Consider the following 10,926-nt stretch of genomic DNA (forward strand, 5'->3'; position numbering starts at 1 on the left):
AGAGTATGCAGCATTTTTTACTCGTCTTTCTCATTAAAAATCAAGCGTGCTATAGACCGCATTTTCTTCAATGAAAACCCGACGAGGTTCCACTCGATCTCCCATCAGCATATCGAAAATTTTATCTGCTTCAGCGGCATCATCAACAGAAACCCTTGCCATCAATCGGTTTTCTGGATCCATTGTTGTTTCCCAAAGCTGATGATCGTCCATCTCTCCTAACCCTTTGTAACGCTGAACCGTTGGTTTAGAGCGTCCTTCTTTATAACGCTCCATCGCTGCTTGCAATTCGGCTTCCTGATTGGCACCAGGCTGGATGTATTCTTTAATTTCACTTCCCACTTTGACCCCATAAATTGGTGGTTGAGCAATATAGACATAGCCAGCCTCCAAAATAGGACGCATAAAGCGGTAAATCAAGGTCAAAAGCAAGGTACGAATGTGGGCACCGTCAACATCGGCATCGGTCATGATAACCAATTTGTGATAACGAGCTTTTGACACATCAAAATCAGCCCCAAAACCAGTTCCCATAGCTGTAAACAAGCTGCGAATTTCTTCGTTGGCTAAAATTTTATCCATGCTGGCTTTTTCCACATTCAAAATTTTACCACGAATTGGCAAAATGGCTTGGTGTTCACGGTTACGGCCTGATTTGGCAGAACCACCGGCTGAATCCCCCTCAACGATAAACAATTCATTCATTGATGGGTCGTTTGACGAGCAATCTGCCAATTTGCCAGGAAGGTTTGAGATTTCAAGCCCTGATTTCTTACGGGTCACTTCACGAGCTCGTTTTGCTGCAATGCGAGCTTTGGAAGCCAAAATCCCTTTTTCAACGATTTTCTTGGCAATCTGAGGATTTTCTAACAAGAAACGTCCAAAAGCTTCGCTGAACAAACGGTTGGTGATTTTCACCACTTCTGAATTGCCCAGCTTAGTTTTGGTTTGCCCTTCAAATTGTGGGTTTGGGTGTTTGACCGAAATCACGGCAGTCAAGCCTTCACGGACATCTTCACCTGTCAAATTGTCCTCTTTTTCCTTAATGAGCTTGTTTTGGCGAGCGTAATCATTAATCACACGCGTCAAAGCTGTTCGGAAACCTTGTTCGTGAGTTCCACCCTCATGGGTATGAATATTATTGGCAAAGCTCATGACCGTTTCGTGGTAACCAGTTGTGTATTGCATGGCCACTTCAACCGAAATACCATCCATTTCACCTGAAGTGTAGATCGGTGTTGGGAAAATCACGTCTTTATTTTCATTGATAAAGGCAACATAACTTGAAATACCACCTTCGTAATGGAAATGTTTTTCCTGCTCTAGCTCTTCGCGTCGATCGGTGATGGAAATCCGCAAGCCTTTGTTTAAGAAAGCCAACTCTTGGATACGTTTGGATAATTTGTCAAAATCAAAAGTCGTCGTTTCTGTAAAGATCTTAGGGTCTGGTGTGAAATGAACGGTTGTTCCGTGGCGATCCGTTTCGCCGACAACCTTCAAATCGTCCTGAACCTGCCCTTTGAAATACTCTTGGTAATAGATATGCCCATCACGATAGACAGAAACATCTAGCTGCGTTGATAAAGCATTAACAACAGATGAACCAACACCGTGCAAACCACCTGAAACCTTATAGCCTCCGCCGCCAAATTTACCACCGGCGTGTAAGACCGTAAAGACGGTTTCAACGGCTGGACGTCCTGTTTTTTCTTGAATGTCAACAGGAATCCCACGACCGTCATCCACAACAGTGATGGAATTGTCTTTTTCGATAAAGACTTCGATGTGCGTGGCAAAGCCTGCTAGAGCTTCGTCAATCGAATTGTCAACAATCTCCCAAACCAAGTGATGCAGACCTTCTTTTGAGGTCGAACCAATGTACATCCCCGGTCGCATACGAACAGCTTCCAAGCCTTCTAAAACTTGGATTTGGCTCGCATCATATTCCTTTGCTAATTCTGATAAATTTTTCGTTTCTTCCGTCATTATTTCACTATCTCCATTAGGGACTTGGTCCCATCAACTAATAACGTATCAAAGCCTGCCGCCTGACCAGCTTGCCTATCAATATCACGATCACCAATAACCAAAGCGTCCTTGATATCATACTTTTTCTTGAGGTACAACATGGACTCTGGATTAGGCTTACGGGCAAAACCACTTTCTGAGGTCACCACTTCTGTGAAATAGGGCAAGAGCTGGGTCTTTTTCAAAATGTCCAGCACTAACTTGTTGCGGTGAGACACCAAGAAATTTCGCCCGCCATCAGCCACAATAGCCTGCAAGACCTCACGCGCTCCAGGAAATAAAATAGGCGACTCCAACAGTTCAGCCTCTTTTTCCTTGTATGCCTTTAAAAACTGAGGTTGATCAGGGATAAATCGGGCAATAGCAGCGTCCGTTGACTCCTTTAATTTACTGTGCACCTCGTCGTGTGAGGCTTGTTTTCCAAATGTTTTGAGGGTATCTACGAAAGCTTGTGTCGATATTTCATAATTATCGAGCAACGTACCTCCCAAATCCCATATATAATCACGATAATTCATGTGTTTATTATATCACATTTTAGACAATTTTTATAGTAGAATCCATGTCGTTTTCAAGGAATGTTTTCATAAAAAAAGCTGGGTTTCCCCAACTTTTTTAATAGCGATCACTGCGTCTAAAATGTTTTCGCATTTCTTCTTCTCGGTGCAGGTTATTTTGGTAACTCATCGACAAAATCAAGCCCACACAGATTAGATTGGTGATGAGCGATGACCCCCCTTGAGAGATAAAAGGCAATGGAATCCCTGTCAAAGGCAAAATGCCCAGCGCAGCACCGATATTTTCAAAAATGTGGAACAAAATCATCATGATAAAACCAGTCGCAATGTAAGTGTAAAAACGGTTATTTGACTCAAAAATAACGTGAATCATACGGTAAATCAATAAGAGGTAAAGCCCAAGCACAGCCACACTACCAAGAAAACCAAAGTCCTCTGCAATAACCGTAAAAATCATATCACTTTCACGAACAGGCACCGATAAATCAATGACGTTAAAGCCTTTTCCGGCAAATCCACCACTACCAATCGAAATCATTCCTTGTGTTTGTTGATAGGCGATGGTTCTCGCGTAAGAGAATGGGTCCAACCAAGCAGAAATACGGTTAATTTGGTAAGTATCCATCCCCAAACTATGCAACAAATCTTTGCCGTGCGGCAACAGGAAGATCATCAAGAAACCACCAATCAATAGGACCACTAAGATCAAAACAGGAGCGATAATCCACCAAGAAATCCCTGATAAAAGCACTAAACCAGATAGAATAGCCGCAAAAACCATGGCTGTTCCTAAGTCTTTTTGCAATCCAAGTAAAATCATGACGGGCAAGGTAATCAAGGCAAAGACACCCAATAATTTCCAGTCATTTGCTAAGGAATCTTCCTTGTATTTTTGTCGGAACCAAATGGAATACCGCGACAGCATCAAAATATAGGACACTTTCATAAATTCGGACGGCTGAAATAAGGTCACCGATCCAATAGTTACCCAGTTTTTAGCCCCTGTGGATTCAACCAAGGCTGGACTGTAAAAGATCAAGGGCAAAACCATCAAAACCAAACCCAAACCATATAGATAAGGCGTGATTTTCCATAGAAATTCCGTGCTAAAGAGCATGACAACAAAGGCAATACCGCAACCCAAAAGTATCCAGACCACTTGTTGCGTCATGACCTTCATCACCGCAGTGGGACTGTCATTTGAGGTGGCAATGTAAATGGCTACCAAACCAATCAACAACAGGAAAAAAACGGGTAAAATCACCGAATAATCAACACGACTTTCAATTGAATACTTTCTTTTTGCCATGATACTTCCTTCATTTTTCATCACAATAGAGATAGGTATTTTAGGTAAAATACTTGTCTCTATTATAAAACATCTTGTCTAAAAATAGCTGAACTCAGAAGAACTTTAAAAGGCGTATATGAGAAAAACGCCTTTCTTATGCCAATTCGTCACCTGTCTTCGTCCAAATGACCAGCTACCTTAGAAACGTGGATCTCCCCTGCCGGAATCGAACCAGCAACTACTCCTTAGGAGGGAGTTGTTATATCCATTGAACTAAGGGGAGTTATGAAAAAATCTGTCCCGAGGACAGATTTTTCTCGTTACATAGCAGTGCTCATTAACGACGGATTTCTTTAATACGAGCTGCTTTACCTTGCAATGCACGCAAGTAGTAAAGTTTAGCACGACGCACTTTACCATGACGAACAACTTCGATTTTTTCAACACGTGGTGTATGAACTGGGAAAGTACGTTCTACCCCGATACCACTTGACATTTTACGAACTGTGTACATTTCTGAGATCCCTTGACCTTTACGAGAAATAACCACACCTTCGAAGACTTGGACACGTTCGCGGTTTCCTTCGACAACTTTCGCGTGAACACGAACAGTATCACCAGGGTGGAATGTAGGGATGTCAGTACGTAATTGACTTTCAGTCAAACTTTGAATTAATGGATTCATTCTATTTTTCTCCTATCTTACTAATCATAAGTGCTTGTCCCAGCGGATTAGCCGTATTTCGTGTGTCCATCACACACTCTTACTATTTTAGCAAAAAAGGTAAGTTGTGTAAAGAGATAGAAACCATTTTCGCGAGAGTTTTTTTAGCAAAATAGTCTAGTCTATTTGTGTGGCTTGGTAGTCGCGGGAACGTTTCATGATATCTGAAAAAGTATTAACAATCGTATCCTCAAATGCTTTTTCTTGAACCCTATCGGCTACTTTTTGAAGGACGGCGTGTTCACGGCTTGTGTCTAAGATTGGCTTGCCAACCGTTTTTTTGTAAGCGACGACATCATTGACTAGTTGCATACGTTCTTCCAAAAGCGCCACCAAGTCTGCATCTATGGCATCAATTTTTTGGCGCGTCACATCTAAATCTATCATTGTTTTTCTTACCATTCTTTAAGCTGCACTTTCCTTTTGCATTTTGTTGTTATTTCGGCGTCTAATCACGGTTACTAAGACATAACCAAGAGCGATAATCACACCAAGCACAATCAAACGTCTGACATTACCAGCAATCACAGCGTCACCACCCAAGGCATAAATTAGACTACTCGGAGCCACCCCAATGGTAACATAGGGCAGCCATTTGCGCCAAGGAAGCTTTTCTTCTGCTACATGATAATTGATCAAAATCGTTGGTACAACAGGAATCATGTAGCCTAAAATAATCCCATAATTCTTGTTTTCTAGCGCTTGAATGCCACTAAAACGCTTTTTCAATTTGTTTTCACTATCGGTGATATCCACGACATTGAGCAACTTGATAAAGATAAAATTCCCCAAGACATTTCCTAGCAAATTCATGCCAAAGCCGATATAAGGACCATAAACCACCCCATTAAAAATGGCAAAAACGGCATTAGACATAAATGGAATAGCCGCCGTCACAGCCGTCAGAATAACCAAGACCACAAAATTCAAAATAGTCTTATGACGAAGCTGGGAAATCACTCGATTGATTTCAGCTTGCGAATTGGATTCCCAAAAACGCACCAGCAATTCCCAGTGCCCAATCACATAAAGAATAAAATAACCTAGAACTAGAACCACACCAAACAACACCAAGAAGCGGCGGAGTTCATCATAGCCATACTTCACTTTTTTCATCGTTTCACCCTTAAATCATTAGTCTTTCCCAATAAGATTGCTTACTATTGTCTTTTTATTATACTATAAGTCCTTATCGAATGAAAAGGGAATCCTGACACCGTCAGTAAAAAAGAGGTCTTCTGAAGACCCCTTTTCATCTATTATCCATTGACTTTTTGGGAAATAGCTTGCGCAAATGCCTCTAATTTTTGGATGTCCTCATCATCAGCTGACAAGTCCACCTTCACAGACTCAGCTCCTTTAGTTGCTCCTGTTAGAGCAAACTGAGCTTCAAAATCATCAACGGCTTTACAGAAATAATCGTAGAAGGTATCACCAGAACCAACCACACCAAAGACTTTATCTGCCAAATCAACATCAGCAAGGTCTTCGTAGAAATCAACGATTTCATCTGGTAGATCCCCATCACCATAAGTATATGATGCCACGATAGCCACATCGGCATCTTCAAAATCAGCTGCGTCAACAGTTGTGCATTCGTCCACTTCAACGGTATGTCCTAGTGACTCAAAGGCATTTCCAACAATATCAGCAATTTCTTCTGTATTTCCTGTCATGCTAGCATAGACAATTTTTACTAAAGCCATAGTTTCCTCCAAACATAAATTACTTTTATTGTAGCATATTTTATTGAAAAAAGGCTAACAAAAACCGTATTTTTTAGGAAGCTAGGTGCGGATTTGGTCTTAACCAACCTCACTTTCTTCATTGTGATGAAGGTATTGTCTGTCTTTCCTCCATTTCTTGTACAAGGTTGCTACTGAATTTTCCACGTAATTGGGTTTTTCGACACTCGCAGAAACATCTGCATTAGTGGTTTCACCTGTCAAAACCAAGACCGTATCCACGCCTGCTTTTTTCCCACAACGAATATCGGTGTACAAACGATCACCAACCAACATGGTTTCTTCCTTGGTGTAAGGGTTTTGTTTTAAGGCAAAATCCACCATAGCCGTTTCAGGTTTACCGATATAGTAAGGCTCTTTTTTGACCGCATGGGCTATCATTTCACAAATACCTCCACAATCTGGTACATAGCCAAATTCCACAGGGCAGACCATGTCAGGATTAGTTGCCACATAATCCACATCTGCCTTGGTCAATAACCAGCAAACATCCACTAATTTGTCGTAAGTGAGTTGATTATCATAAGACACAAGGACGCAAGCAATGCCTTCCTCATGGCAATCCGTTGTCACACGAATACCGTTGCATTTGAGTTCTTCTTGTAAAGAATCTGTTCCCAAAACATAAATCAATTGGTCAGGATAGTGCGTTTTTAAATAGTACACCGTCACGTACGAAGCCGTGATAAAATTGGCCTCATCACAAGCCACACCCAGTCCTTTGAAAAAGGTCACATAATCAGCAACGCTTTTTGTGGCGTTATTGGTAACAAAAATAAATTGACCACCACTTTGCTTGATGTCTTGTAAAAAAGGTTTAACCCCTGGTATCAATTTGTCACCCAAACAAACCGTACCGTCAATATCAAATAAGAATAATTTCTTCTTGCCTAACATTTGTTTTCCTCCATTTCACGACGTATTTTCAAGGCTAACTCTGGCTCATTGGTAATGATGGCATCCACTCCTGCTGCCATGAATTGCTTGATTAACTGTGGCTCATCCACTGTCCAGACACGCACTTTCACATCTGAATTCTTATAACGCTCTAAAATCTCAGGCATGAGCAATTGGCAAAAACAAGGATGAATGGCTGGCACACCAGCATTAAGCGTGTAATGTTCTGCATCAACAATGACATCAAAAAAGAGATAGGCCGTCTGGGCTTGCGGGGCAAGGGTCTTGATTTTTTGGATGCTATAATGGTTAAACGATGAATAAATCACACGGTCTTCCATGCTTTTTTCTTGCACCAATTGAACCGTGGCATCCTCGATACCTGGGTACCAAAACAAACTCGTCTTTAGTTCAATATTAAGGACAATGTCGCTATCTTTGACCAATTCCAAAACTTCAGCCAAGGTCGGAATCTTTACCTGACTGTATTCATCGTGTCCACATGAAAAATCCAAGGCGCGCAATTCTTGTAAAGTATGGTCTTTTAGGTAACCTTTTCCATTGCTGACACGCTCCAACTGCTCATCGTGGGCAACCACAAGCACTTGGTCTTTGGTCATTTGAACGTCTAATTCAATACCATCAACTCCTTGGTCAACGGCTTTTTGAAAGGCTTCAAGGGTGTTTTCAGGGGCCTGATGACTGGCTCCTCTATGGGCAAAAATACTAACGGTTTTCATTTTCTCACTCCCAACAATTCTTTAATAATGCTCATAAAAAACGAAACAGGGGGATAATACCTCATCCGCCCTGCTTCATAACTCTATTGTAGCACTCTATTATTCATTTACAAGGTTATACTCTTCAATAGCGTCGTTGATTGAAGATGACATGCTTTCAACAGCTTCATCAACACTTTGTTCACCATTGATGGTTTTTTCAATTTCTGTTTCAACAATAGAACGTGCTTCAGGGAATACACTTAGCAATGCACCAGCATATTCAGGTGAAGAAGCGTGCAATTGCTCAATCGCAGTTTCAAATTGTGGGTATTTGGCAATGTTGTCTTTGAAGACTTGCTCTTCGTGGGCAGCTACTGTTACAGGGAAGTAACCAGTTGAAGCGTTCCAGAAAGCTTGTGATTCTGGTGAGATCAAGAATTTAACAAATTCCCAAGTTGCACGAAGTTTTTTCGGATCGTTGTTGTTCAAAGCCCAAAGTGATGCACCACCGATTGATACGCCACCTTCGTCAGATGAGCTGATTTTAGGGAAGTAAGCTGTTCCTACTTCAAATTTACCGTTAACGTCTTGAAGGATTTGGTTAAGTGATGCTGTTGAACCAAGAGTGATAGCTGATTTACCTGATGAGAAGTCAGCAAGACCAGCATCGCCACCACGACCAACGTTTGGTGCATAACCTTTGTCGTTCAATTCTTTCCAGATTGAAAGGATGTTTTCAGCAGCTCCATTTTCGTCAAAGGCAACTGCTATGGCAATGTCTTCACGACCGTTGCCGTTATTTGCGTAATCAAGGCCTTGTTTGCTGATGAATTGCTCGAAGAACCAACCATAAATACCAAGAGAGATAACTTGGTCAGCGCCACCTTTTTCCATCAATTGACCACCAACTTCGCTAAGCTCTTCCAAGCTATCTGGAATTTCTGTTATGCCAGCTTTGTCAAAGATGTCCTTGTTGTAGTACATGATTGGTGTTGATGAGTTAAATGGCATTGAGTACAATTGGTCATCAATAGTGTAGTAAGCTGACAAGTTTGGCTCGATTTGAGAAAGGTCGTAGTTATCAGCGTCAACCATGTTTTGCATTGGAACAGTCCAACCAGATTCAATCATGAAACGTGTTCCAATTTCATAAACTTGGACAAGGTCTGCTCCCATGTTTCCGATTTGCGCACTCTTCAATTTGTTTAGAGAATCATCGTATTCCCCTTGGTATTGAGCGTTAACCGTGATGCCGTATTCGTTTTCTTCGTTAAAACGGTCCACCAATTCGTCCATTGCTTTGGCAACAGAGCCACCCATAGAATGCCAGAAAGTGATTTCTGTACCGCTAACTTCGTTAGCTGCAGCCATTTCAACGGTTTCAACTTCAACGTTGTCCGTTTTGCTTGATGAGGTTGATGAGCTACCACAACCAGTCAAAGTACCAAGCGTCATTGTTGTAGCAAGAAGCCCTGCCATGATTTTTTTCTTCATTAGGTTTATATATCTCCTTAAAAAATTTTAATTAACACATTAAATTGAGTAAAAAGTAAGTCGGATGCTTTTCTCTTAACCTTTAACGGCACCTGAGAAAAGGCCACGAATCAGTTGTTTTTGACCAACAACAAAGATAGCGATAGATGGGATGATAATCATCACAACACCAGCAATCATCAAAGTGATAGATTGCGAATCCACACTATTTAACATACTAATCCCGATCTGAACAGTTCGCATTGACTCAGAACCTGTTACCAACAATGGCCACATATAAAGGTTCCATGCGTTGATGAAGGTGTAAACCGCCATAGCACCAATCGCTGGTTTGGTCAAAGGAAGCAAGATTTTGATGATAAAAGTCAAGTTAGAGCAACCGTCTAATTTAGCTGATTCATACAAAGATTTAGGGAAAGTCATATAGAATTGGCGGAAGAGGAAGATTCCCATCGCCGACGTCAAGTAAGGGACAATCAGTACAGGATAAGTATCCAATAATCCAAGCTTACCAACGGTTAAATAGTTTGAGATAATAGTTGCCTCTCCAGGCACCATCATGGTAGCCATGACAATCATGAAGAGAATGCCTTTTCCTTTGAATTCTAAAAACGAGAAGGCAAAGGCAGCTAGCGAGCAAGAAATAATCTGACCAACCGTAATGCAACTCGCAATGATGAAAGAATTCAGGATGAATCGCATCAACGGTACTTGCGTGATGGCATTTTTAAAGTTATCAAGGGTCGGATTTTTTGGGAAGAGGTTTAGCTCAGTGGTAAACAACTCACCAGATGGCATAAAGGCAATGCTTACTGCGTACAAGAGTGGCAACAAAATAATCAAAGCCACCACGATATTGGTCAGCAAGCGAAAACCTGTTTTAGCCCTTTTCTTAGCTAGAGCCTTGGCACGCATAGTTTCCTTGATATCAACAATTTGCTCTTGCGTGAGCGTTTCTTGACAATAGAGTTCCATTTCTCCCATTTGTTCCATTAGTATTTCACTCCTTTCTTTTCAACTTTGAACATCACAAGCGTGATGAGCATGATAATGATAAATAAGATAACCGATTGTGCCGCTGCACTACCAAACTTGTAGTTAAAGAAGGCATCACGGTAAATAGAGTACACTATCACGTTGGTTGTTTCGTTTGGCCCACCTTCTGTCAAGATTTTGATTTGTCCAAATGACTGGAAGGCTTGAATGATGTTGACCACAAGGGTATAAAACATGATTGGTGACAAACCTGGTAAGGTTAAGTGGAAAAATTGTTGTAGCGGGCTTGCCCCATCAAGAGAGGCACGTTCGTAGATGCTATCGTCGATATTACCAAGTCCTGCTGAAAAATACAGGAAGTTAATCCCACTATTTAGCCAAGCTGTTAGGAAAGCCACACAGTAAAGCGCTGTATTAGGATCATTTAACCAATTGATATCTAAGCCCAAAAGCTTATTCACAATTCCGACAGCTGGGTGGAGCATGATTTGGAAAATCATGGCTGCCGAAC

Annotated in this window: 12 protein-coding genes and 1 tRNA gene; all 13 read right to left on the minus strand. The window is 41.4% G+C overall.

The features are described from left to right. Positions 1-33 precede the first annotated feature (33 nt). Entirely contained in the window at positions 34-1,986 is a 1,953-nt protein-coding gene (gyrB, locus tag B3473_RS07255; RefSeq protein ID WP_154454223.1) for a DNA topoisomerase (ATP-hydrolyzing) subunit B, read from the minus strand. Then, the gene (locus B3473_RS07260; protein WP_154454222.1) at positions 1,986-2,546 is read right to left on the minus strand and encodes an HAD-IA family hydrolase; all 561 of its coding nucleotides are present in this window, start codon (positions 2,544-2,546) and stop codon (positions 1,986-1,988) included. Before B3473_RS07260 ends, gyrB begins: the two co-directional genes overlap by 1 nt. Before the next feature lie 97 nt (positions 2,547-2,643). After that, the gene (locus tag B3473_RS07265) at positions 2,644-3,855 is read right to left on the minus strand and encodes an FtsW/RodA/SpoVE family cell cycle protein (protein ID WP_154454221.1); all 1,212 of its coding nucleotides are present in this window, start codon (positions 3,853-3,855) and stop codon (positions 2,644-2,646) included. Between the two features lie 193 nt (positions 3,856-4,048). Further along, positions 4,049-4,120, minus strand: a tRNA-Arg gene (locus B3473_RS07270). A 54-nt stretch (positions 4,121-4,174) separates the two neighbouring features. Further along, positions 4,175-4,522 carry a 50S ribosomal protein L19 gene (rplS, locus tag B3473_RS07275; protein ID WP_154454220.1) on the minus strand — a complete coding sequence of 116 codons (348 nt, stop codon included), beginning with the start codon at positions 4,520-4,522 and terminating at the stop codon, positions 4,175-4,177. Positions 4,523-4,678: 156 nt separating this feature from the next. Further along, entirely contained in the window at positions 4,679-4,945 is a 267-nt protein-coding gene (locus B3473_RS07280; protein WP_167829248.1) for a chorismate mutase, read from the minus strand. Between the two features lie 21 nt (positions 4,946-4,966). Continuing rightward, positions 4,967-5,677 (minus strand): TVP38/TMEM64 family protein, encoded by a 711-nt coding sequence (locus tag B3473_RS07285; RefSeq protein WP_154454219.1) that lies wholly within the window; start codon positions 5,675-5,677, stop codon positions 4,967-4,969. A gap of 143 nt (positions 5,678-5,820) precedes the next feature. Further along, entirely contained in the window at positions 5,821-6,267 is a 447-nt protein-coding gene (locus B3473_RS07290) for a flavodoxin (protein WP_154454218.1), read from the minus strand. 99 nt (positions 6,268-6,366) lie between these two features. Beyond that, complete coding sequence (locus B3473_RS07295; protein WP_293678463.1) at positions 6,367-7,203, minus strand: HAD-IIA family hydrolase; 837 nt, start codon at positions 7,201-7,203, stop codon at positions 6,367-6,369. Beyond that, positions 7,197-7,943 (minus strand): glycerophosphodiester phosphodiesterase, encoded by a 747-nt coding sequence (locus tag B3473_RS07300; protein ID WP_168260546.1) that lies wholly within the window; start codon positions 7,941-7,943, stop codon positions 7,197-7,199. Before B3473_RS07300 ends, B3473_RS07295 begins: the two co-directional genes overlap by 7 nt. A gap of 99 nt (positions 7,944-8,042) precedes the next feature. Next, positions 8,043-9,419, minus strand: a complete 1,377-nt coding sequence (locus B3473_RS07305) for an ABC transporter substrate-binding protein (RefSeq protein ID WP_293678467.1) — start codon at positions 9,417-9,419, stop codon at positions 8,043-8,045. Between the two features lie 75 nt (positions 9,420-9,494). Next, positions 9,495-10,412: a carbohydrate ABC transporter permease gene (locus B3473_RS07310; RefSeq protein WP_154454214.1), complete on the minus strand. Its 918-nt coding sequence runs from the start codon at positions 10,410-10,412 to the stop codon at positions 9,495-9,497. Further along, a partial coding sequence (locus B3473_RS07315) for a carbohydrate ABC transporter permease (protein WP_293678470.1) occupies positions 10,412-10,926 on the minus strand: 515 nt, incomplete at its 5' end. The genes B3473_RS07310 and B3473_RS07315, both read right to left, overlap by 1 nt.

Origin of the sequence: Streptococcus sp. UBA632 (genome assembly GCF_002300045.1) — a bacterium.
Taxonomy (GTDB): domain Bacteria; phylum Bacillota; class Bacilli; order Lactobacillales; family Streptococcaceae; genus Streptococcus; species Streptococcus alactolyticus.